The following is a 21,496-nucleotide window of genomic DNA, read 5'->3' as shown; positions in this document are numbered from 1 at the left end:
AGTAGTTATTAAAACTACATGTTGTAATAGGAGGCATTACAAATGAACAATTACATTCGCGAACCTATTAATGGACTGACTCATTTAGCGGGTGCCATACTAGCCTTTGCCGGGCTCCTTGCGATGGTTATTAAAGCGGCTGCAACTACCAGTTCACCGACTGCCATTACTGCGGTCATTATTTTCGGCGTTAGTATGATTCTGCTTTACTCGGCATCAGCCACTTATCACATGGTAATTGCCCGCGATAAAGTCATAGCCTTTTTACGCCGGCTCGATCATTCGATGATTTTCATTTTAATTGCTGGTACGTATACTCCTTTTTGTTTTATTAGCCTGGACGGAAAAATAGGGGCGATTCTATTTTCTATTATTGCAGGTATTGCCATAAGCGGGGTTGTTTTTAAAATGGTCTGGTTTAATTGCCCGCGCTGGATTTCTACCGCTTTGTATTTAGCGATGGGCTGGATGATTGTGTTTGTATTTTCGCCGCTTATGGGAAGCTTAAACCCCAATGGTTTATTTTTGCTCATCCTCGGGGGAATTTTTTATACGATTGGCGGAGTGATCTACGGTGCGAAACCTAAATTCTTGCAATCAAAATACATGGGCTTCCATGAAATTTTTCATATTTTCATTTTGCTTGGAAGTCTATCGCACTTTTTAACCGTGTTCCTATACGTTATTTAAATATGTGAGACTTCAAAACGCCCTCGACGGATGGCGTTTTTTGTTTTTGAAATAAACTTTTTAAATGTGGCACAAAATAACTTTAATAATGCACCACACACAGATAGAGGTGTTCTTAGTTGGTAAGATTAATTTTTCAAATAGTTGTGATTGGACTTTGTTCAATACTTTTTGGATTTGCCTTTAACACATTTCTTATTCCCCATCAACTGACCTCAGGCGGCGTGACAGGCATCGCTTTTTTTATTCACCATTTTTTAAACATCAATACTGGCTGGATTATTTTGCTGATCAATATCCCGCTATTTTTCTTAGGATTAAAATATTTAGGAAAAAAATTTATTTTGCTGACAGGATATTCCGTCTTTGTTTTATCAATGAGTATGAAATTTATTCCGATTCATTCTATTAGCAACGATATTCTTCTTTCTTGCATTATAGGGGGAGCACTTTATGGAATAGCCGTTGGTCTGATTATTCGGATTGGGGGTTCAACTGGAGGTACGGACATTGTTAGTCTTACGCTTGCGAAGAAAAAGAACTTGCAGGTGGGCTTTTTAAATATTTGTATGAACCTTTTAGTCGTGGGGATTTCTGGATTGATTTTTGGATGGGGTATCACACTGTATACGATTATTGCTATTTATGTGTCTGGCCGGGCAGTTGATATGGTTTACACCAATCAAAATAAATTAACGGTAACGATTGTGACGGATAAATATGAAGAATTGACGGATGCACTCATCCAATTGCATGCCCGTGGCGTGACGGTAACGGACGCAGAAGGAGCGTACACCCACAAGCCCAAGAAGGTGCTGACCACAGTGATTACCAAGTACGAATTAAATGAGACTAAACATGCGATTAGAAAGGTGGATGCGAAGGCGTTCGTAAATATCATGCAAACGATGGAAGTAATGGGGCGTTTTCGGAGGGATTGATGGGGTGGGATGATGCCCTTTAAGGTAATTTTTTGGTTGCAGGGATAATCTCCGTGTTATGGTTACCATTGGATGTTTTTTAACCTTTTTCGGGCATCATTGGGGGCCTTTGGGTACCGGTGCCTCGTTTTTTTTACCTTCTCGGGCATCATACCTGGCCCTTGGTTACTGCTGAGCCAATTTTCTAGCCTCGACAGGCATCAGAAAATCGAGTCCCTTTCTCTTTCTTCAATCCCCCTCAGCTAATCTTCCAAGTTCCTCCATTAATACTCTAGCGTGATTATAGACCGGGTCCTTCGCTCCATATAGGAGCGTGACTGGGCCTCGGGCTGCCATTTCAAAGATTTGCCGGATATATTCCTGCTTTTGTCCATCTGTGCGAAGTTCCTCAAGGTATCTGTTTCGGAATTCTTCAAAAAGCTCAGGCTTATGACAAAACCATTTCCGTAACTCGTTGCTTGGAGCCAAATCTTTAAACCAATTCGACAGCTTTGCCGTATCTTTAGAAATCCCCCTAGGCCAAAGTCGGTCAATCAAAATCCTAAATCCATCCATTTCCTCAACAGGCTCATAGACCCTTTTCATCAAGATCTTATCCATACTTCACCTCCAATTAGTGTCAGGCACCCATAAACCAAAATGTACGCTTCGTATGGACAAACTTCGTAGTTTGTCCACGAATGGTGTCAGGCACCATTATTAATACACCAATATCAAACCACCAATATTAATCTTCGTCTTTTACGTCGATGCTTTCTGGGATGGGTTCGTTTAGGATTTCTTCGATTAGTTGTTTGTATTTTTCCATTTGTTTTAGGTGGGTGTTGAATTGTTCTTTGTAGATCAGGTATCCTTCCCCATCAAAGAGGGCGCGGATTTTCTTTTGCTGAATGAGGCTTTTGACGGTTGCCTCTGGAACTGATAAATATTCTGCCGTCTCTTTTATTGTAAGGTACAATTTGATTACTCCTCTTTAAGAAATTTGATTTGGTTAACTACCCTTCCGGCTCTTCCCTTTGTTGTTTCCGCTTGTGATAAAGAATTAAGAATGGCTTCCTCTGTTGCTTCCGCCGCGGCAGTAAAAAGCTGATTCATGATAGGATGGTCTTCACGAAGTTGGCTGCGAGTTTCAATCCTCTCCTCCGAATAGTGAGCCATTTTGTGCGCCGTCGAAAAAGCAATGACAATATCACCGCTGCCATGACTAAAATGACTGCCAGTTCGACCCAGTCCAATGCCGCAGCGTTTCGCTAACCGCTGTAATTGCCGGTCACTTAACGGGGCATCGGTGGCCAGAACGATGATAATCGAACCATCGGATGTCTCTGACAAGCCTTCCACCTCTGAATAACGAAACGCTCGTAATTCTTCCTTTTTCCCAAAATTGCTAAGAACTAAACATCCGACCGTATAGTCTTCAACGATTCGGGAGGACGAGCCTATCCCGCCTTTATAACCAAAGCAAACCATGCCTTTTCCTGCTCCAACCGCCCCTTCTACAGCCTGATGGTCTGATGCATTCTTAATTGCTTCAACTGCATGCTCTGGTTTTACAGGAAATAGACGAATTGAATTCAAATAACTATCATTACATTCCCCAACGACTACATTAATCGTGCCAGTCGTTTCGCCAATTTCCTGGTTCTCATCGAGCATGTATTGCAGCACTCCCTGTGTGACAGCTGGAACCGCGAAGGTATTTGTTAACATAATCGGCGATTCAAGCACACCTAATTCATTTAACTGCACAAGACCCGTTGTTTTTCCAAATCCGTTAATCACATAGCTCGCCGCAATTACTTTTTCTTTAAACAAATTGCCTTTATGAGGAAGAATCGCTGTTACTCCTGTACAGGAATACTCCTCTCCTGACTCATCAAGCGGATAGTCCAGTGTGACATGGCCAACCAACACATCTGCCACATCGGTTAGACAGTTTTTCCTTCCCGTTGGCAGGTTTCCGACAATGATACCTTTTTCTCTAATCTTCATCGAAGAATCCCTGGCCGATGGTCGAGAAAGTTTTGATAAGCAAAGCCGCGAACAACATCTTCACTGTAGTATTTTAATAATTCATTAATAAGATTCTGGCTTTTCGAGGCATCCTCTAGGCTTGTAATAAAAGTTGAAATCCCATCAAAATCCGAGCCGAATCCGATTTGATTGACACCGCCCAATGAGCAAAAATGATCAATATGTCTCACAAGGTCTGAAATTGTTACTTCACCTGATTCCTTAACAAAAGGGGGATAAAAAACAACATGAATCAAGCCGCCCTTGGCAAACATCGCCTTCGCCTGTTCATCTGTTAAATTGCGCAAATGGTTGCAAAGTGCTCGTGCATTCGAGTGGCTTGCTATCGGATACTTGGCTAATTCAATGACTTCCCAAATGCCCATGTCACTCAAATGAGAAACATCAGTCAGGATTTGATGCTCATTATTAAACTCGACAATCTCTTTTCCGAGCACTGTAAGCCCCGCGCCGCGCGGTTCTCCGGCTCCATCTGCAGCGAGATTTGCTTGGTTCCATGTTAAACCAACCGACCGAACCCCGAGTTGATAAAGAATATGGAGTTTCGCTAAATCGTTGCCAATCGGATCTACGCCTTCAAGCGTTAACATCGCGCCAATTTGACCAATTTTCAAGCGATCAAAATCAGACCATTCTTTGATATGGACCATGTCCGGATTTTTCCCGAGTACTTCCTTGTAAAAATAATCAATTTGCTCGAGAGCCACTTGAAATTTCTGATCACCCTTGATTTCAGGTTCAATAAATATCGCGAAGCATTGAACTTTGATTTGTCCTTGCTGTAATCGTGTTTTATTTGTATGTAATTCCGGAGCATCCGCGAACCGTAGTTTCCCTTGCGTTTCTTGAAGTTTCATCAGGGCATCACAATGCAGGTCAATGATATTCATTCAGCATACACTCCTTTTTATTAGGCTGTGTTAAACTGGTCTGTTGATTTCCGTTCCAGGCACTTTGCTTTCCGCGGGCGTGCCGGGGAGCCTCCTCGTCGCTTTGCTCCTGCGGGGTCTCCCCTGCCCCGTACTCCCGCAGGAGTCTTCGTGCCTTCCTCTCCAATCAACAGAGTGTCAATATCAACATAACCTTTAACACAGCCATTTATTAAAAATTTTATCACAACAAAAGGGGCTAGGTTGGTAAATACCTAGCCCGGCAAAAATTTAATATAATAGTTAGTTTGATTCTGCCATCTTTTTAATGCTAGGCAGTTTTTTTCCTCTCCTACAATTATGGACCAAAATGAAAAAAAACTCACCGACTGGCGAGCCTGAAACTAATTTTAATATTTTCTTAGAAATACGGCCTCCTTCTCCATCAATTGATTGCGAATGCATTCATGACAAAAAGAGAGGATTTTTTCTATCTCCTGCGTTGTATTTGCCAGGACCCTGAGGGCAAACCCTGGCACAGCCAGCATCGTGAGGCCAATTCGCGCTTCTAAAACCGATTCAAAATAGTTATGGAGTTCTTCTAAAAAAAGCTGGTTTACCCGATCATCAATAACAATCATCGACCCAAAATGGGTATATCCCTCCATCAAACCAATCCCCTTGATATCCCTATCTGGTTGAAGTTTTACATGATCAAATACTATTAATCTCTCATCTCGGTATACTTCCATTTTGGCTTGCAATAAACCATATTGAAATAATGTGCCATCTGGGGCCCAGCCTGGAGTAAATATTTCTGAACAAATAAGAGAGGACCCGCTCTCCATTCGAACTACAGTCCGTTGTTTATAGCATCCATACTGGTAAGCGATAACGGGATCGGGCAGATATTCAAAAACACTGCCTCTTTTTAAATGGATCGTCATCTCTTGAACAGCCGGCTGGACTTGAGTTTTATAGATTTTGGTGGATGACTGCGTCGTGATAATCGCATGGGCTTCTTCTTCCAAACAAATATTAATTTTATAGGAGTCCCCCTCCACATAACCGCCGCCAGGATTCATAATATAAAAACAGGCTTCACCGCTATTTGTTAGATAAACGGGTCTAGTAATTTTAAAAGCACCCTCAGTATAGGAATCTTTTAAAATTGTTTTCTTCCCCTTTCGCGAAGCGGTTAGTCGCAAGTATCCTGTCCAGTTTTCCACCTACCCTAACCCTACCAGTAATGCATTTGATTTGAGCCAATCAATAACCGCGTTCACTCCGACATCCTCTTTTAAGTTCGTAAAAATATAGGGTTTCTTGCCTCTGGCCGCCTTTGTATCTGCTTCCATGACTTCCAGGCTTGCTCCAACATATGGGGCTAAATCAATCTTGTTGATAATAAACAGGTCCGATTTAATCATCCCTTGACCGCCTTTACGTGGAATTTTTTCCCCTTGGGCGACATCGATAATATAAATAGAAAAGTCCACAAGTTCAGGACTAAAGGTAGCAGCTAAGTTATCGCCGCCGCTCTCGACAAAAATCAGCGCGAGGTCCGGATGTTTCTCTTTTAATTCATCAATCGCAGCAAAATTCATGGATGCATCTTCCCGAATCGCTGTATGGGGGCATCCTCCGGTCTCCACACCAATAATTCGTTCCTCTGGGAGCACACTGTTTTTAATTAAAAACTGTGCATCTTCCTTTGTGTAGATGTCATTGGTTACAACTGCCATTTTATATTCTTGATGGAGGTGCCTCGTTAATCGCTCTACTAGCAGCGTCTTCCCTGCTCCAACTGGTCCACCCACACCTATACGAATTGGTTCCATCGTCTCTCCTTCTTTCATGGTTATTTAGGACATAAACAATCGGGTATGTAGTCTTTCGTGGCGCATTTGTGCAATTTCAAGGCCAGGAGCGACAACTCCAAAATCATCAACATCGATACGGTCAATTTCTTCTGTTGTTTTCAGTAAAAAAGGCTGCAGTTCTAATAGAATACGCTGACCAGCCGTCTGCCCAAGCGGTATTCCGCGCACGCCATTCTGAATAAGAGTCACCATACTTGAATAAAGGAAAGTCAAGATCCCCTGGCTTTTCTCAATACCTAAGTAGTGACAGATGATCGAAAAAGCAATTCCAGGGTGGCCAAACGCCTCCTTGGCTCGGATTTTCTTAAGATACACTTCTAATAATGGAATGGAATATAAATCAATCCCCATTCGAATCAATCGTTCCCCTATCCGCCGGTTTGCCTCCCGTGTTTCTTTGGGGATATTCTGTATGAACAGTTTCTGATCAAGCAACCAGAGCTCTTCCATATCATTTTGAAGTAAGGTTTCATACGTTATGCGGCAGGCAAGTCCATCCGTATAGGCCAATTGTTTTTCTAAGTAAATGCGAATCCATGAAAAAAAGGTCTCCTTACTATAGACGGTTTCTTCCTGGATATACGTCTCCAATCCAAATGAATGGGAAAATGCTCCTGATGGAAAATTCGAATCGCCAATTTGCAGTAAAGCCAAAAGTTGTTTATCCATGCGAGTGTCCGATATGGCGGAAAGCCCTTTTAACCTTTCTCTCTTCTCTTGAGTACGGAACACCCAATTGGTCGAGCAGTTCCTGAACGAGATAATCATATTGGACGAGCATAACCTCACCTTCAAATTGCGCTGGTAAATGGCGGTTGCCCAACTGATGAGCAATTTCCCCCATTTGCTTGATACTTGTCGGCTGAATCACAATCAAGTCGTCGCTGGTGACACTGATGACAATCATATTTCGGTCATCCATGAATAAGATATCGCCATCAATCAAGTCTTTTGGTTCCTTTAAGCGGATCCCAACTTCTTTTCCATGGTCTGTTGTCACCCGTTGAATTCGCTTCACTAAGTCATCACTAGCCAGATATACTCTTTCGATATGGCGTCCAGTCGTTGAGATTTCCTCCATATTGCCAATTACTTTTTCAATAATCATTCTCTCACTCCTAAAATAAGAAATAGCGCTGGGCCATCGGCAATACGTCTGCTGGTTCACAGGTAATTAGTTTTCCATCGACGATAACCTCATAGGTCTGTGGATCGACTTCAATGGTTGGCATTTCAGCATTGTGCTTCATATCCTTTTTTGATAGCTGGCGGATTCCCTGTACCGGTTTGATTTGTTTTTTTAGTCCTAACTTTTCAGGCACCCCAAGTTCAATCGCTGCTTTTGACATGAAAGTAATCGACGTGGTGTACTTAGCTTTTCCAAAGGAAGCAAACATCGGCCGATACAGAACAGCCTGGGGAGTAGGAATGGAGGCATTGGGATCTCCCATCAGACTATGCGCGATCATGCCGCCTTTGATGACGATCTCAGGTTTAACACCAAAAAATGCCGGATCCCAAATCACAAGATCTGCCAATTTCCCCACCTCCACCGACCCAACTTCCTCTGCAATCCCGTGTGTAATCGCAGGATTAATTGTATATTTGGCAATGTATCGCTTAGCACGGAAGTTGTCGCTTGCCCCTTTATCTTCCGGCAGCTTGCCGCGCTGCTTCCGCATTTTATCAGCTGTTTGCCAGGTACGAGTGATCACTTCGCCTACTCGGCCCATCGCCTGGGAATCGGAACTAATCATGCTGAATACGCCTAAATCGTGGAGAATGTCTTCTGCTGCAATCGTTTCTTTTCTGATGCGCGAATCAGCAAAAGCAATATCTTCAGGCACCTCGGGGTCTAAGTGATGACAAACCATTAGCATATCTAAATGCTCATCTAAGGTATTTTTGGTGTAGGGTCGTGTTGGATTGGTGGATGACGGAAGGATATACGGGAAACTCGCGACCTTAATAATATCAGGAGCATGACCGCCGCCTGCCCCTTCCGTATGGTATGTATGGATGACCCGGCCATTAATTGCTGCCAGAGTATCCTCGACAAACCCGCCTTCATTTAAGGTATCGGTATGAATGGCAACTTGTATATCATACTGGTCCGCGACTCTGAGGCAGTGGTCAATAGCTGAGGCGGTCGTCCCCCAATCTTCATGCAATTTAAGACCAATCACACCCGCATTGATCTGTTCAATTAACGGATCCTCAGCAGACGAATTACCCTTCCCTAAGAATCCCAGGTTCATAGGGAACTCTTCCGCCGCCTCCAGCATCCGGTGAATATTCCATTCACCCGGCGTACAAGTGGTTGCATTTGTTCCTGTTGCAGGACCCGTGCCGCCGCCAATCATGGTGGTTATCCCTGATGACAGAGCTGTTTCGATTTGCTGGGGACTAATAAAATGAATATGGGCATCAATCCCTCCGGCGGTTACAATCATTCCTTCACCTGCAATGACTTCTGTGGAAGCGCCGATGATGAGATCTACGCCTTCCATTAAGAGAGGATTGCCACTTTTTCCAATTCCAGTGATTCTTCCATCACGAATTCCAATATCAGCTTTATAGATCCCGCTATAATCCAAAATAACGGCATTGGTAATGACGGTATCCAGTGCTCCTTGTGCTCGTGTCACAAGCGGGTGCTGCCCCATCCCATCACGGATTACTTTTCCACCTCCAAATTTCACTTCATCCCCATAAACGGTAAAATCCTTTTCTATTTCAATAAATAAATCGGTGTCCGCAAGCCGGATGGCGTCGCCTGCTGTAGGACCAAACATGTCTGCATATTGTTTTCTCGACATTCGAAAGCTCATAACGGGTTCTTCCTTCCTTGGTCCAATGGGCCATCCGTTTTATTATTCAGGCCATAAACTTCACGCTGACCAGCGAAGGGGACGAGATCTATTTCTTTCGCATCGCCAGGTTCAAAGCGGACAGCCGTGCCAGCAGGGATATTTAGATGCTTGCCAAATGCTTGGTCTCGGTCAAACTTGAGCGCACTATTTACTTCATAAAAATGAAAATGGGAGCCGATTTGAATCGGCCGGTCGCCCTGATTGAGGACCATGACCGTAACAGCTGTTCTCCCTTTGTTACAGATAATCGGCTCTTGTCTTAATCGATATTCTCCTGGAATCATTTCTTCTCCTCCCCAACCAAACCACTCTAAATCTAGCGAATCGGTTCATGTACAGTGACAAGCTTGGTTCCATCTGGAAACGTTGCCTCTACCTGAATATCGTGAATCATCTCCGCGATTCCATCCATCACATCCTCACTTGATAATATTTTTGCCCCCTCACTCATCAGTTCTGCCACCGATTTTCCATCTCTAGCCCCTTCGATAATTTCGTAGGTGATCAGGGCAACCGCCTCAGGATAGTTTAATTTTAAGCCTCGGTCTTTGCGGCGCCTTGCCAGGTCTGCAGCAACAACAATCATTAATTTTTCCTGTTCACGCTGAGTTAATTTCATCGCTTTCCTCCCCCAGTAAATCATAAAGTGTGCAGGCAATAATCTTCGCAGCATCAATCAAATCTTCGATGCGAATATGTTCATCGGCCCGGTGCCCGTTGGCCTCTTCTAACACTTTAGGTCCAACACCAAACATGATCGTTGGGATCCCTTTTTCATAAAAATGACGGGCATCTGCATAAATCGGTACTCCTTTAATGGCTAATTCACCCTTGCCCTTCATAATGGACTGCCAATTCGAAGACAGAGCAGAAATCAATGGGGAATCTTCCGGAACAGGTCCGAAACTTTCCGCATGGAGAATTTTCCGAATCTCAATTTTTATTCCCGGGACCGTCTTTACAGCTTCTTCCACCACACCTCTAAATTCCGCTTCCGCTTGTGCGCCGTCCTCGCCAGGAATCAATCTCCGGTCGACTCTAATCGTACATTCATCAGGGACAACATTCGTGTTAATGCCTCCCGAAATGAGACCAACAACTAAGGTAGGATGGTCAATACCGGGTACAGTAGATTTTTTCGCAGCGAGAGTCTTTCGGTATTCATATAAACGCTTCAAAATCTCAGTCGTCGCCTCAAGCGCATCAATTCCTGTATGAGGCAAAGCAGCATGGGCAGACTTTCCCACGATTTTTACTTCAAAATGCAAACAGCCATTGTGGGCATTCACCGCTGAATAGGTAAAGCCCGCGGCGATCGCTTGGTCTGGTTTAATATCCCCTTGGTCAAGCAGCCTTTTCGGTCCTAATTCGCCGCCCGTCTCTTCATCAAAAGTAAAGGCAAGGTTGACTTCCCCGTGCAGCTGCTGGCTGATTTTTGCCTGTTTCAAGGCCAAAACAGCATAGGAATAGGCCGCAATATCCGATTTGGAGACAGCCACACCCCGGCCATACATCATACCGTTAATGATCTCCCCTCCATAGGGGTCAACACTCCAGCCCAACCCTGGCGGCACAACATCACCATGTGCATTTAAGGCTATATTTGTTCCCTCTCCATTTCCAAACTTCGTGCGGCTGAGAACATTGGCCAGACTGATCATTCCAGCCGCTTTCACTGCCTCTTCCTCCACATCTATAAGGGAAACATCCTCAAATCCGAGTTCCTGAAGCTGATGATATAAAAAGGACGCAATTGGATAGCAGTCGCCTGCAGGATTATCCGAAGGAACTTGCACGATCTTTTGTAGAAAATCAATCAGTTCTACTTGGTGTTCCTCGACCCATTGGACTAACCGTTCCTTATCCTGATTCATCAAATTCCTCCCCTCTATTAAAGACAAACACCAAACTTCCCTTTACTCACCCCTAATTGGTCATCATAAATGACTTTCCCTCGTAAAATTGTTTTTTTCACTTTGAGTAAAAACTCCTTATCCTCATAGGGTGAATAAGCATTTCTAAAGGCCAATGACTGTTTATCAACAACCGTTGATTCATCCAAACGGATCAACACTAAGTCCGCATCGGAGCCGGGCCGAATCCTCCCTTTTCGTTCAGCAATTCCAAACCTCTCTGCCACATTCGACGTCCCTAATGGCAAAATTTGTTTGAGGCTGATTTTCCGTTTAAGGGCTTCATCAAGCAGTGAAAGCCATGTAAATTGAACGCCCTGAATTCCTCCCCACGCATCCCAAATGGAATCCGTTGCTTTCATCGAATAAAGACATGGCGAATGATCGGACCCTATTGTGTCAATCCACCCTCTTTCAAGGCATTCCCAAAGCCCCTCTACTTCTTCACGCGGTCTTAATGGCGGCGCACATTTAAGGATGGCACCACTTTTTAGAAAATCCTCCTCATCAAAAATTAAATAATGCGGGCAGGTTTCAACGGTGACGTCTATTCCGCTTCTTTTGGCCTGCTCGATCATTCCGATTACTTTCGCCGAACTAATATGCACAAAATGAAGGGCAGTTCCATATTTGGCAGCAAGTTCTAGCGCATAATTAACGGCTTTTTCTTCTGCTGATACAGGTCTGCTCGCGAGAAAGGCCCTTCGTTCATTCATTCCCACTCTTTGTTTATAAAAATCTGTCAACTTATGAATCTCCTCATTCCACTCTGCATGGAGGGCAAGAATTTTGTTATGTTCTTTTGCTGTCTGCATGGCTTGTTTCAACCCATCTGGAGATATGAATGGGAAATCTTCAATCCCGCTCTCACTCATAAATGCCTTCCAAGCAATAATCCCCGCACTCATTTGAGAGAGCTCTTTTCGGTCAGTGATGTTCGTTTCTGTTAATCCCCCCCACAGTGCATAATCAACATATGACTTAGAAGTTAAGTAGTCCTTTTTATCTTGTAAATTCTTACTATTAATGATGGAGGGGGCACAATTTAACGGCATATCAAAAATCGTCGTAGTACCACCGATTGCTGCAGCATGGCTGCCTGTCTCGATCCCTTCCCAATCCGTTCTTCCCGGATCATTGAAATGGACATGGGCATCAATAAAGCCAGGAACAACTAGACAGCCGCCTGCATCGATCACCGTATCCGCTTCCTCTTTCAATGGTTCTGCTTCACTTTTTACAAAAGAATCAATCTGCCCATTAACCACTCGAATGTTTACCTCTCGAAAGCCCTCCTCGATAAAAACAAGCCCATTCTTCACCCAAATTTCTCTCATCTTAGGCCCCCTTAACTCCCTCGATACGTACTGTAGCCGCCAGGTGATATCAGCAATGGAACATGATAGTGGGATTCGGGATCAGAAATGCCAAAGCGAACGGGAACGCAATCTAGGAATGAAGGGTCTCCGAGTAAGGTACCGCGACTACGGAAATAATCTTCCACATGAAAACGAAGTTCATAGATTCCTCTTTTCATATTTTTCCCTTCGAGGAGAGGTTGGTTAACCCGCCCATCCTCATTTGTGTTGCATGTCAAAATGAATTGAAATCGGTTATCTGAATCAACTTGCCATAACTCCACTACCACTCCATTTGCTGGCTTACCAATACTTAAATCCAGAACGTGAGTAGTTAACTTTCCTGTCATTTCGGTAGATCCCCTGGATTTTCTAAATCATCACGTGTCATTGAGAAACATTGAAACCCGTATGGAGGACGAGGTTCGGTAAATACCTTTCCATCTTGTGAGGCTGGAATTTCATCTAAAACGGTTTCCCACGTCCGATTGTTGGATTCAAAGCGAACCTCAACTAACTGTGGAAAACGCTCTAATACACGAAAGCCAATGCGATAGATAAGATTTTGTATGGAGGGAGAATTTTCTTCATGAAAAACCGTATAAGCAATATCCCTTACCTGCTCAGCGGCGACATATCCATTTGCTTTAGTGCCCTTCGCTTCTTCAAAATCGTTATACCGCCACCCAATATTCAAAAAGATAAACAGCGGTCGATCAAAGGATTCTGGAAGTGTTGTATATTCATCTTGCACAAATCCATAAAAGGAACTGCCGCGTACCTTTAAAAGCTTAAGACCCTTTAAACTGCTGAGATGGTCAGTTGTGATAATTCCTTCTCCAGAGCGTTTCACTTCCACTTGCGCCAAAGACTGCTCATTTAATGAATAGCGGAATACTAATGGACTCGGCTCAAAACTATCCTTCGTCGGCACTGGAAGTTCGTCAAATGGGATTTGTTCACTTGAAATATCGACTGCACTCATATGTGAATACGTTTCAAGGAAACGACGGGCGACAAATTCTAGGAACCCTTCTTGGGTGGAACCTTTATAATCGCCAGCATGTTTTAGAATAAAATTTTTCATCGAATCAGTTGCGACCACTAATGAATTATCGCCATCTTTAAATGATGATAAGAAAGCATCACCCTCAACTGCCACCTTCACGTTCATTCCAAACAAAATATTGCTTCGGCCCGTAAAGGCTGATTCAGGAATCGGACGGACGGCTGTAAGCGGGGCTGCGTAAGTACGATAAACCCAAACATCTGCTTTTCCATAACGCATCGTTCTTTGCATAGCATCATCCCCTTTATTCAATAAGATCAGTTAAGCGGAAACCAACAATTTTATAGACCTCGTTTAAGGCTGTCAGGAATTCTTGCTCATAGGCATTAGCAACACGTACTTTCATTGCTGCAAGGATGGTATCCTTGTTTTGGCTCTTCACCGCCATGATAAACGGAAAGCCAAATTGTTCGACATACCTTTGATTTAGTGACATAAACTCCTTATATTCGTCCTTAGTTAACCGGTCTAGCCCGACGCCTGCTTGCTCCTTTTGTGAAACCTCTGAAATGATCAATTTAGTCCCGAGATCCGGATGGGCCCGTAGCAGTGCCAATTGCACAGCTTCTTCTGCATTTTTTACAACCGTCACCATTCTTTGTAAAAGTTCCTCACGAGAATTGCAGGGCAGACTTTCCCATGCCACCCTTGCCACCCATGGAGAGTGCTCAAACACCCATCCTACTACACTAACAAACTCTTCTTTGTTCATTTGATTTACGTCGTCGATTGAAAGCCGCGGCTTGTTATTCACTACTCATGCCCACCCCCTTCAGAATTTCATAGTCCTGACAGACTGCGATGACCCCGTTATCTTTCAAAGGTAATCGCCTTTTGCTTCCTCTTACTCCGTTGCTTTTGTATTAGTTCAGCAACGATACTGACAGCAATCTCCTCCGCCCCCTCTGCTCCAATAGAAAGACCGGCAGGACTGTTAATTTCCTGAGGGATTGTCAGTCCCTCAAGAAGACGTTGTGTTCTTATCCTTGGTCCAAGAACGCCTAAATACATTAAGTCCTTCCCTTTTAAATGATCCAATATCTCCTGATCCTTTTGAAATTGATGCGTAAGGACCAAGACTGAATCAGAACGAGTCAAATGAAGCAGTGGAATCGTCTCATGAGGATTTCCTACTAGCCATCCATCCGCATCTGGAAAGTAATCTACATTACACAAAGCAGAACGCCAATCGGAAACAATTACTGAAAATCCTGTCTGCGAGGCCACTTTTACCAATGGCACGGCATCAGCGCCAGCACCAAAAACAACTAGTCGAGGTTTCGGTTCAAACGAATGAATATAAACATTTGATGATAGTTCCGCAAAATATCTGATCCCGCTTTTCGGAAAGTTTTGATGAATTTCGTTTAATAGACTTTTAGCCTCATTTAGTACCCTTCCATGCCATTTTCCAAAATAATGTTGATCATCTGACAAAAATAAATAGTCGGAAACCGAATTTTCCTCGATCATTTTTTTAATCATCGTGACTCGATGGCCATTGTCCAAATGGAACTTTAGCTTATAAAGGTGGTCACGTAGAAAGGCATCGACAGGTTCAAGAAGCACATGGATGATCCCGTTACAGCCTGCACCCTGGCCCCACGATAAATCGTCCTCCTCCCGCATATCATAAATGACAGATTTTACTTTCCCTTCATCCCTTGCTTCTTGAGCGCGATAGGATAAGTCTGTTTCTAAACAACCAGCACTTAACATACCAACCTTTGTCCCGTCACTTCGTAACAACATGGATGTACCTTCTTTACGATAGGCGGATCCTTTTACATGAATGATGGTTGCTAAACAATCGCCTTCATGATAAGAATCAGAAAATAAGGCGTTTAAGATTTCATGAATCCCTTCCATCTTGGCCCCCTATTCTTTCCTAGTTTCTAACACTATATATATTGATAGACCTCCCAAAATACACCCATGTTCTTTTTCAATTTTCTACTGACCAGGTAGTTTTATGTAGATTGCCGAACATAAAGAACAAAGTCCATGTCATCTTTTTTCACCATAATATCCAAAAGGGGATCTAGTATCTACACTGATGTTATAAAATCTCACATGGAAATTTTATGGTTTGTGCATCACATTATTTAAAAATCATGTCAGAAATCCTTTCAACAATGGAGCATTTGTGAGCACCATAGTGAATAATGTATGTTAAGTAAATTCACTCATTTCACAGTTAACATTTTAGTACTCGCAACTTCCTCCTAATCTCCCGGTAATGCATCACATGTGGAAGTAATTTAATAGACCAATTGAAAAATAGAATGGAGTGTTAGTATGACGGATACTCTCTTTATGGAAAAGGCGATTGAGCTCGCCTTAAATAATGTATTGACGAAACAAGGGGGTCCATTCGGGGCGGTCGTCGTCAAGGATGGAAAGATTGTTGGTGTGGGCCGAAATCAAGTGACTGGGACAAATGACCCTACTGCCCATGCAGAAGTACAAGCGATTCGAGATGCCTGCCGTAATTTAAATGACTTTCAGTTGAACGACTGTGAGATTTATACCAGCTGTGAGCCTTGTCCGATGTGTATCGGTGCCATATACTGGGCTAGGCCTAAGGCTGTTTATTATGCCTGCACGAAACAAGAGGCAGCAAAGATTGGATTTGATGATCAATTTATTTATGAACAGCTATCCATGCCCGTCGAAAATCGAAAAATACCGATGATAAAAATCTTTCCAACAGATGGAGACTTACCTTTTAGAACATGGGAGAATGCACAAGATAAAGTGGAATATTAATTTGACAAAAAGGATGTTGTCCTATGGAGAGAAAACAATTAATTAAACGAATCTCTGTATCCTCCAAAAGAGAGCCAGCTGATACTGTTATTAAAAACGGAAAAATTATTGACGTTTTTACAGGGGAGATTATTGAAGGGGACCTTGCGATCGTGGATGGATATTTTGCTGGAATCGGTGAATATGAGGGAAAAGAAATGATTGATGCGAAGGGGCTATATATTTCCCCTGCTTTTATCGATGGTCATGTACACATTGAATCCTCAATGATCACGCCAAAGGAGTTTGCAAAGGTTCTCCTTCCGCACGGGGTGACTACAGTTGTTGCCGACCCCCATGAAATTGCCAACGTATTAGGAACGGACGGAATAGAGTACATGCTTGATTCCTCGGAACATCTACCGTTTGACTTTTTCTTTATGCTTCCTTCCTGTGTTCCAGCAACAGAATTTGAAAATTCCGGTGCTACTCTCAATGCCGCGGACCTTAAACCGTTTTATCTCGAGCCGCGCGTACTAGGACTAGCTGAAGTCATGAATTTCCCGGCAGTCTTAAAGGCAGAACAGGAAATGCTTGAAAAAATCTTACAAGCTAAACAATTCGGTAAAAAAATTGACGGTCATGCGGCAGGCTTATCAGCCAATGATATTAATGTTTATATGGCTGCTGGGATTCGAACCGATCATGAAAGTACAACAGCCACGGAAGCAAAAGAACGTCTCCAAAGAGGAATGTATTTAATGATTCGCGAAGGGACAGTGGCTAAGGACTTGCAACAATTGATAACAATCGTCAATGAGCGTAATGCCAGAAGATGCTTATTTGTCACCGATGATAAACATTTAGACGATCTTGTTCATGATGGAAGCATCGATTACAACGTGAGACTTGCTATCGCCACAGGCCTCTCACCTATTACCGCCTTTCAAATGGCCACCATCAATGCAGCCGAATGCTTTGGACTCGAAAATAAAGGAGCGATTGCCCCCGGATACAAAGCTGATTTCTTCCTGTTTGATGACATGAATAAAATTAATATTAGAACTGTTTTTAAAGATGGGAAGGCTGTTGTCAATAATGGTCAACTGACTATGGATTTAAACACCCAAACTTTCGTTGAAACAGAGCGATTGAGAAATTCAGTTCGTTACCATGAGCTAACAGAAAAGCATTTCCATATTCCTTTAAGAACGAACAAAGCAAATATCATTGAAATTATTCCAAATAGTCTAGTAACTCGTCATCTGATTGAAAAGGTTGAAAAGAATGATGGCGGGTTCTTTCAAACTTCTATAACCAATGACCAATTAAAGCTAGCCGTAATTGAACGCCATCACCTAAAAAATCAAATCGGTTTAGGTATTGTTAAAGGATTGGGGCTAAAATCCGGTGCCATTGCCACAACCATCGCCCATGATTCTCATAATCTTATTATTGCAGGAACGACAGATGATGATATGGTAATGGCCACAAAGGCGATCAAAGAAATGCAAGGCGGTCTGGTCGTTGTCAACCAAGGAGAGGTCATTGCTTCCTTGGAACTATCCATTGCGGGTTTAATGTCCGATCGGCCATATCAAGAGGTGTATTCTGGTCTTAAAGAAATCAATCTTGCTCTTCAAAAACTGGGAGCAAATCATCACTTTAACCCGTTTCTAACCTTATCTTTTTTAGCACTCCCGGTCATACCAGAATTAAAACTTACAGATAAGGGGTTGTTTCTAGTCAGTAAATTTAAACATATCGATCTTGATGCAAATGAAGAGTAAAAAAAAACATCCTCTTGCCATTTCGGCTGAGAGGATGTTTTGGTGTATTTGCCCTTATAAAGCAACAGAATCATGATTTTCAATTTTTCTATTATAATACCTATTGAGAAAGTGACCATTTAAGGAAGCAAGGATCTGCTGAAATAGCATGCCGACAACCACTGGCACCGCTACTGCGGCTGGAAAGTAGGAAACAGCGATCACTGCACCTGCACTAATATTTCTCATTCCGCCAGTGAAAGTTAGCGAAATAATGTTGGCGCGTCCACCTTTAAAAAATTTCCCTATTAAAAACGAAAACAAGTATCCAGTCAATGCAATCAAAAAGACGGTCAACGTAATGCTAACTAATTTAAGATTAATATTTTTTAAGTATGGTGCTACAACTGCTCCATTAAGCATGACCACAAAACCCAGGCATATTTTTGAAAAGGGAGCAAGGCGTGTTCCCAATTGATCTTTAATTTTCCCCTTGGTCACTTGGTTTAAATACATACCTATCAGCGAGGGGATAACGACCATTCCCAATAGTCCCTTCATAATACTGATATAGTCCATCTCAATGGTTTCACCCATAAATAACGATAGCGAATAAGGAACAATAATGGGTGAAAGCAAGGTATCGATTAAAATAATCGATAAGACCAGCGGAATATTCCCTTTGTAAATGGCCACCCAAATGAAGCTTGTGACCCCTGTCGGGATTACCATTCCTAAAATTAGTCCTGTAATCGTATATATATCACCAGAAAAAACGACATGACCTACACTCCAAGCCCATATCGGCATAAGAATATGGAGGATTAACATCGCAATAAAAATGGGGAATGGATGAATAATTACCTCTTTTAACGAATGGAAATTGGAACTTAAACTTCCTGCGAAGGTCATAAATGCAAAAATCCATGGAATTAAGTAAGATAAGTCCTTTAGATAGATACTGAATATTACTCCAGTCAATACACTAACCGGAGTGATTAATGGCATAATTCTTTCTAGTTGTTTATTTATCTTTTGCAACATGTTGAGAGTCTCCCTATTTATTTGTGAAGCAACTTACATTTGCCTTCCAAGCAGTAAGTCCCTCTAGAACAGTTACTATATAATTATAAAGAATACCACAATTTCTCTTCATCCTAAATCAAGTTGTCTTAAATTCTTTCGAAATACGAAAAAATATACATGTCAAATATCTACTAAAGATGTATAATAATTGCAATCTATTTACATTGTAATTGAAATGAGAAAGAAGTGAAACAGTTGGCAAAAGCGCAAAAATATCAGATATACATGCTATTAGTATTTGTAATGGCCACATGGGGGCTGAATGTCATTGCGACGAAAATCATTGTTACGGCCTTCATGCCGGAGACCATTACTGCACTAAGGGTATTCACAGCGGGCATCTGTGTATTTATCATCCTTGGTTTTCTAAAGAAAGTCAGGCTGCCCTCCAGAAAAGAGTTTCGGTATATTTTTTTCGCATGCCTTTTTAACGTGGTATGCCACCATTTCTTTTTGTCACTTGGGTTATTAAAGACTTCTGCAACAAACGGGGGTCTTATTTTAGGACTTGGTCCCTTGCTCACGACAATTGTTGCCTTTTTCTTATTAGGAACTAGGATCACGCTGATTCGATTGTTGGGAATCATAATGGGTTTTATGGGTGTTACGTTTATTGTGTTATTTGGAAATGATGAAGTAAGTACAGTTTCCAGTGGAGATATTTATGTGTTCTTGGCAATATTCGCTCAAGCATTTAGTTTTAGTTTAATTAAAAAATGTTCCGAAACTCTGGATCCACGTTTGATGACAGGTTATATGCTAGTGATTGGTTCCGTTATCTTATTTATCATTAGCCGTTTTACAGAACCAAATGGGCTGAAAGAAATTTCTCATGGTTCTGTCAGCGTTTGGATGATATTTTTTGCTTCCGCTATTATTGCCACGGCTCTTGGTCATATGATTTACAATAATGCCATCGGTAAAGTGGGTGTAGCTGAATCGGCTATTTTTATCAATTTCAACCCGTTCTTCGCCTTGATTGGTGCCGTTATTTTTCTCGACGAGCAGATTACAGCATCGCAAATATTTGGTTTTATCTTCATACTTGCAGGTGTTTTATTTGGATCTGGTGCGTTTGAGGAGTTCCTATCTCAATCCAAGCACAAAAAGAATCAATTATATTTGAATAAAGTAAAGGACTTGCATTAATGTGGCTCAAGCTTGAGTCACTTTTTTTGCCCTCAAAAAGCTCAATCCCAATACATCTCAAGTCTTAGACATAAATAAATCTCTGGTTCATTGAGGATAGCGAGAGAATTTCTTATTCTTAACTAGAAGAAGTAAGAAAAGGGGATGGAAAAAATGAAAAGAATTGTCATTCTGTTATTAGTCATCACTGGATTATATATTATCTACAATCAATCAGCTACATTCGATTGGTTTAGTAATTCAGGGAAGAATACTACCCAAGCAACAGTGACAGAGGATATTGATGTCATTGAAGTGAATATTTCCAGTGTAAGTACCACAATTATTCCAGAGGATCGGAAAGATGTGAAAGCCATCTACAACGGCAAAGATAAACTAACCGTTCGAGAGCACGGCGACGCCATTGAGGTTTCAGTTAAACATAAGGGATTTGGTTGGTTTGATTGGTCTCCTTTCTCAAAAAGGAAGAAATTAACAATCTATATCCCAGAAGATTATCACCGTGACATGCACATCAGTTTAGGTTCGGGTAATGTAAGTTTTTCAGGGAAATCCAAAAATAACCCGATTAATCTTGATGAATTAACGGTTGATATTGGTTCAGGCAATATGGACCTAAAGAACATGAACATCAACCATTTTGAACAAAATGTAGGGTCAGGAAATGTTGATATTAAATCACTACAAACAGAAACTGGCTCGTTTGATGTAAGTTCTGGCAGCCTTGATGTGAAGGAATACACTGGTGCTATTCATGCAAATGTTTCCTCAGGGGAACTTGATTTTCAAGTAGATCAACTGACAGATTCGATTGAAATTGATGTAAGTTCTGGAGATGTAAAACTAGACCTTCCTAACAATGCGGATTTCACATTAGACGGAGATGTATCCAGTGGAGATATCATTTGTGAACTCCCATTGACATCAAAAAATATTAAGAAAAGAAGCATCGAAGGCATTCATGGATCTGGTAAATACAAAATAGACCTAGATGTGTCCAGCGGAGATATTACAATCCGTTAAGTTTTAAAAGCGCGTGGATGTGCTAATCCAGCGTTTTTTTATTTTATTCCTTAATGGAACCATAATCCAAAAAGAATCATATTTTATCCTG

Annotated in this window: 24 protein-coding genes; 6 read left to right on the top strand and 18 right to left on the bottom strand. The window is 42.1% G+C overall.

The genetic code is table 11. The features are described from left to right. Nucleotides 1-42: 42 nt before the first annotated feature. A complete protein-coding gene (gene trhA, locus AC4QJR_RS04770) occupies nt 43-690 on the top strand; it encodes a PAQR family membrane homeostasis protein TrhA (RefSeq protein ID WP_496525481.1) in 648 nt (215 codons plus the stop codon). 119 nt (nt 691-809) lie between these two features. Next, nucleotides 810-1,631 carry a YitT family protein gene (locus tag AC4QJR_RS04765; protein ID WP_496525480.1) on the top strand — a complete coding sequence of 274 codons (822 nt, stop codon included), beginning with the start codon at nt 810-812 and terminating at the stop codon, nt 1,629-1,631. Nucleotides 1,632-1,859: 228 nt separating this feature from the next. On the opposite strand, the gene AC4QJR_RS04760 is transcribed toward AC4QJR_RS04765, so the two are convergent. The 17 genes from AC4QJR_RS04760 to AC4QJR_RS04680 form a co-directional block, all read right to left on the bottom strand. Then, the gene (locus tag AC4QJR_RS04760; protein WP_098575797.1) at nt 1,860-2,231 is read right to left on the bottom strand and encodes a DUF488 domain-containing protein; all 372 of its coding nucleotides are present in this window, start codon (nt 2,229-2,231) and stop codon (nt 1,860-1,862) included. A 127-nt stretch (nt 2,232-2,358) separates the two neighbouring features. Beyond that, nucleotides 2,359-2,589: an excisionase family DNA-binding protein gene (locus tag AC4QJR_RS04755; RefSeq protein ID WP_098575798.1), complete on the bottom strand. Its 231-nt coding sequence runs from the start codon at nt 2,587-2,589 to the stop codon at nt 2,359-2,361. A gap of 5 nt (nt 2,590-2,594) precedes the next feature. Then, nucleotides 2,595-3,623: a DmpA family aminopeptidase gene (locus AC4QJR_RS04750; protein WP_496525479.1), complete on the bottom strand. Its 1,029-nt coding sequence runs from the start codon at nt 3,621-3,623 to the stop codon at nt 2,595-2,597. Next, a complete protein-coding gene (locus AC4QJR_RS04745; protein ID WP_098575800.1) occupies nt 3,620-4,555 on the bottom strand; it encodes a dipeptidase in 936 nt (311 codons plus the stop codon). Before AC4QJR_RS04745 ends, AC4QJR_RS04750 begins: the two co-directional genes overlap by 4 nt. Nucleotides 4,556-4,944: 389 nt before the next feature. Further along, nucleotides 4,945-5,763 (bottom strand): urease accessory protein UreD, encoded by an 819-nt coding sequence (locus AC4QJR_RS04740; protein WP_098575801.1) that lies wholly within the window; start codon nt 5,761-5,763, stop codon nt 4,945-4,947. Beyond that, a complete protein-coding gene (gene ureG / locus AC4QJR_RS04735) occupies nt 5,764-6,375 on the bottom strand; it encodes an urease accessory protein UreG (protein WP_251459350.1) in 612 nt (203 codons plus the stop codon). A 24-nt stretch (nt 6,376-6,399) separates the two neighbouring features. Next, entirely contained in the window at nt 6,400-7,086 is a 687-nt protein-coding gene (locus tag AC4QJR_RS04730; RefSeq protein ID WP_496525478.1) for an urease accessory protein UreF, read from the bottom strand. Further along, nucleotides 7,079-7,525: an urease accessory protein UreE gene (gene ureE, locus AC4QJR_RS04725; RefSeq protein ID WP_496525477.1), complete on the bottom strand. Its 447-nt coding sequence runs from the start codon at nt 7,523-7,525 to the stop codon at nt 7,079-7,081. The genes AC4QJR_RS04730 and ureE overlap by 8 nt, the downstream gene beginning before the upstream one ends. A 10-nt stretch (nt 7,526-7,535) precedes the next feature. After that, a complete protein-coding gene (ureC, locus tag AC4QJR_RS04720) occupies nt 7,536-9,248 on the bottom strand; it encodes an urease subunit alpha (RefSeq protein ID WP_496525476.1) in 1,713 nt (570 codons plus the stop codon). Next, nucleotides 9,245-9,574 carry an urease subunit beta gene (locus tag AC4QJR_RS04715; protein WP_251459356.1) on the bottom strand — a complete coding sequence of 110 codons (330 nt, stop codon included), beginning with the start codon at nt 9,572-9,574 and terminating at the stop codon, nt 9,245-9,247. Before AC4QJR_RS04715 ends, ureC begins: the two co-directional genes overlap by 4 nt. A gap of 32 nt (nt 9,575-9,606) precedes the next feature. After that, nucleotides 9,607-9,909, bottom strand: a complete 303-nt coding sequence (locus tag AC4QJR_RS04710; protein ID WP_496525475.1) for an urease subunit gamma — start codon at nt 9,907-9,909, stop codon at nt 9,607-9,609. Beyond that, the gene (locus AC4QJR_RS04705) at nt 9,890-11,164 is read right to left on the bottom strand and encodes an ArgE/DapE family deacylase (RefSeq protein WP_496525474.1); all 1,275 of its coding nucleotides are present in this window, start codon (nt 11,162-11,164) and stop codon (nt 9,890-9,892) included. The genes AC4QJR_RS04710 and AC4QJR_RS04705 overlap by 20 nt, the downstream gene beginning before the upstream one ends. Before the next feature lie 17 nt (nt 11,165-11,181). Beyond that, complete coding sequence (gene allB, locus AC4QJR_RS04700; protein ID WP_496525473.1) at nt 11,182-12,540, bottom strand: allantoinase AllB; 1,359 nt, start codon at nt 12,538-12,540, stop codon at nt 11,182-11,184. Between the two features lie 11 nt (nt 12,541-12,551). After that, complete coding sequence (gene uraH / locus AC4QJR_RS04695) at nt 12,552-12,911, bottom strand: hydroxyisourate hydrolase (RefSeq protein WP_098575810.1); 360 nt, start codon at nt 12,909-12,911, stop codon at nt 12,552-12,554. Beyond that, complete coding sequence (gene pucL / locus AC4QJR_RS04690) at nt 12,908-13,861, bottom strand: factor-independent urate hydroxylase (protein ID WP_375376238.1); 954 nt, start codon at nt 13,859-13,861, stop codon at nt 12,908-12,910. The genes uraH and pucL overlap by 4 nt, the downstream gene beginning before the upstream one ends. Nucleotides 13,862-13,874: 13 nt before the next feature. Beyond that, nucleotides 13,875-14,384 (bottom strand): 2-oxo-4-hydroxy-4-carboxy-5-ureidoimidazoline decarboxylase, encoded by a 510-nt coding sequence (gene uraD, locus AC4QJR_RS04685; protein WP_496525472.1) that lies wholly within the window; start codon nt 14,382-14,384, stop codon nt 13,875-13,877. Nucleotides 14,385-14,440: 56 nt separating this feature from the next. Beyond that, nucleotides 14,441-15,499, bottom strand: a complete 1,059-nt coding sequence (locus AC4QJR_RS04680; RefSeq protein ID WP_496525471.1) for an XdhC family protein — start codon at nt 15,497-15,499, stop codon at nt 14,441-14,443. A gap of 429 nt (nt 15,500-15,928) precedes the next feature. On the opposite strand from AC4QJR_RS04680, the gene AC4QJR_RS04675 reads away from it, so the two are divergent. Beyond that, on the top strand, nt 15,929-16,399 hold the full coding sequence (locus AC4QJR_RS04675; RefSeq protein WP_496525470.1) for a nucleoside deaminase: 471 nt from the start codon (nt 15,929-15,931) through the stop codon (nt 16,397-16,399). Between the two features lie 23 nt (nt 16,400-16,422). Further along, a complete protein-coding gene (gene ade / locus AC4QJR_RS04670) occupies nt 16,423-18,168 on the top strand; it encodes an adenine deaminase (protein ID WP_496525469.1) in 1,746 nt (581 codons plus the stop codon). Nucleotides 18,169-18,222: 54 nt separating this feature from the next. Here ade and AC4QJR_RS04665 read toward each other — a convergent pair whose 3' ends face one another. Next, on the bottom strand, nt 18,223-19,191 hold the full coding sequence (locus tag AC4QJR_RS04665; RefSeq protein ID WP_496525468.1) for a bile acid:sodium symporter family protein: 969 nt from the start codon (nt 19,189-19,191) through the stop codon (nt 18,223-18,225). A 228-nt stretch (nt 19,192-19,419) separates the two neighbouring features. Here AC4QJR_RS04665 and AC4QJR_RS04660 point away from each other — a divergent pair, with 228 nt between their 5' ends. Together AC4QJR_RS04660 and liaG are read left to right on the top strand one after the other, a co-directional pair. After that, nucleotides 19,420-20,382 (top strand): DMT family transporter, encoded by a 963-nt coding sequence (locus AC4QJR_RS04660; protein WP_375376244.1) that lies wholly within the window; start codon nt 19,420-19,422, stop codon nt 20,380-20,382. Between the two features lie 153 nt (nt 20,383-20,535). Next, complete coding sequence (liaG, locus tag AC4QJR_RS04655) at nt 20,536-21,405, top strand: LiaG family protein (protein WP_375376245.1); 870 nt, start codon at nt 20,536-20,538, stop codon at nt 21,403-21,405. Nucleotides 21,406-21,496: the final 91 nt, after the last annotated feature.

This window comes from Neobacillus sp. BP17, assembly GCF_059579525.1.
The sequence above is the reverse complement of the archived record's forward strand: the minus strand, read 5'-3'. Positions and strand labels throughout refer to the sequence as shown.

What these genes read in the sequence shown, in the direction of transcription:
- pucL (WP_375376238.1), bottom strand. Translation starts at nt 13,861, where the DNA reads ATGCAAAGAACGATGCGTTATGGAAAAGCAGATGTTTGGGTTTATCGT.
- uraH (WP_098575810.1), bottom strand. Translation starts at nt 12,911, where the DNA reads ATGACAGGAAAGTTAACTACTCACGTTCTGGATTTAAGTATTGGTAAG.
- AC4QJR_RS04715 (WP_251459356.1), bottom strand. Translation starts at nt 9,574, where the DNA reads ATGATTCCAGGAGAATATCGATTAAGACAAGAGCCGATTATCTGTAAC.
- AC4QJR_RS04750 (WP_496525479.1), bottom strand. Translation starts at nt 3,623, where the DNA reads ATGAAGATTAGAGAAAAAGGTATCATTGTCGGAAACCTGCCAACGGGA.
- AC4QJR_RS04745 (WP_098575800.1), bottom strand. Translation starts at nt 4,555, where the DNA reads ATGAATATCATTGACCTGCATTGTGATGCCCTGATGAAACTTCAAGAA.
- AC4QJR_RS04675 (WP_496525470.1), top strand. Translation starts at nt 15,929, where the DNA reads ATGACGGATACTCTCTTTATGGAAAAGGCGATTGAGCTCGCCTTAAAT.
- ureE (WP_496525477.1), bottom strand. Translation starts at nt 7,525, where the DNA reads ATGATTATTGAAAAAGTAATTGGCAATATGGAGGAAATCTCAACGACT.
- ureC (WP_496525476.1), bottom strand. Translation starts at nt 9,248, where the DNA reads ATGAGCTTTCGAATGTCGAGAAAACAATATGCAGACATGTTTGGTCCT.
- allB (WP_496525473.1), bottom strand. Translation starts at nt 12,540, where the DNA reads ATGAGAGAAATTTGGGTGAAGAATGGGCTTGTTTTTATCGAGGAGGGC.
- AC4QJR_RS04680 (WP_496525471.1), bottom strand. Translation starts at nt 15,499, where the DNA reads ATGGAAGGGATTCATGAAATCTTAAACGCCTTATTTTCTGATTCTTAT.
- AC4QJR_RS04730 (WP_496525478.1), bottom strand. Translation starts at nt 7,086, where the DNA reads ATGGATAAACAACTTTTGGCTTTACTGCAAATTGGCGATTCGAATTTT.
- AC4QJR_RS04665 (WP_496525468.1), bottom strand. Translation starts at nt 19,191, where the DNA reads ATGTTGCAAAAGATAAATAAACAACTAGAAAGAATTATGCCATTAATC.
- AC4QJR_RS04705 (WP_496525474.1), bottom strand. Translation starts at nt 11,164, where the DNA reads ATGAATCAGGATAAGGAACGGTTAGTCCAATGGGTCGAGGAACACCAA.
- ureG (WP_251459350.1), bottom strand. Translation starts at nt 6,375, where the DNA reads ATGGAACCAATTCGTATAGGTGTGGGTGGACCAGTTGGAGCAGGGAAG.
- AC4QJR_RS04710 (WP_496525475.1), bottom strand. Translation starts at nt 9,909, where the DNA reads ATGAAATTAACTCAGCGTGAACAGGAAAAATTAATGATTGTTGTTGCT.
- trhA (WP_496525481.1), top strand. Translation starts at nt 43, where the DNA reads ATGAACAATTACATTCGCGAACCTATTAATGGACTGACTCATTTAGCG.
- AC4QJR_RS04760 (WP_098575797.1), bottom strand. Translation starts at nt 2,231, where the DNA reads ATGGATAAGATCTTGATGAAAAGGGTCTATGAGCCTGTTGAGGAAATG.
- ade (WP_496525469.1), top strand. Translation starts at nt 16,423, where the DNA reads ATGGAGAGAAAACAATTAATTAAACGAATCTCTGTATCCTCCAAAAGA.
- liaG (WP_375376245.1), top strand. Translation starts at nt 20,536, where the DNA reads ATGAAAAGAATTGTCATTCTGTTATTAGTCATCACTGGATTATATATT.